Origin of the sequence: Cellulomonas hominis (genome assembly GCF_005239125.1) — a bacterium.
Lineage (GTDB): Bacteria > Actinomycetota > Actinomycetes > Actinomycetales > Cellulomonadaceae > Cellulomonas > Cellulomonas hominis_A.
Genome location: NZ_SZYE01000392.1, coordinates 1 through 581, shown reverse-complemented (window position 1 = coordinate 581; position 581 = coordinate 1). Strand labels below are relative to the sequence as shown.

1 protein-coding gene is annotated in these 581 nt (G+C 82.3%); it reads left to right on the top strand.

The features are described from left to right. A partial coding sequence (locus tag FA014_RS19725; RefSeq protein WP_268865904.1) for a thiamine pyrophosphate-binding protein occupies positions 1 to 581 on the top strand: 581 nt, incomplete at both ends.

The following is a 581-nucleotide window of genomic DNA, read 5'->3' as shown; positions in this document are numbered from 1 at the left end:
GCTCGCCGCGCACGGCGTCCGGGACGTCGTCCTGGCCCCCGGCTCCCGCAGCGCCCCGCTGGCCTACGCGCTCGCGGAGGCGGCCCTGCCCGACGGCGAGCGCCCCGCCGGCGCTCCCGCGGTCCGGCTGCACGTGCGGGTGGACGAGCGGTCGGCGGCGTTCCTCGCGCTCGGCCTCGCCCGGGCCGCCGCGGCGGAGGGTGCGCCGCGCGCCGTCGCCGTCGTGACCACCTCCGGCACGGCGGTCGCCAACCTGCACCCGGCCGTGCTGGAGGCGCACCACGCAGGCGCCCCGCTGCTGCTGCTCACCGCCGACCGCCCGCACGAGCTGCGCGGCACCGGCGCGAACCAGACCACCGTGCAACCGGGGATCTTCGGCGCGGCGACCCGGCTCGCGGCCGACGTGCCCGCGCCGTCCGGCCGCGCGGGGGAGGACCGCGACCTGCGGCACCTGCTGTCCCGGGCCGTCGCCGCGGCGCTCGGCGCCCGGACCGGCGACCCGGGCCCGGTGCACCTGGACCTCGCCTACCGCGAGCCGCTGGTCCCCGGGCCCGAGCCCTGGCCGGCGGAGGGGGCGGCGG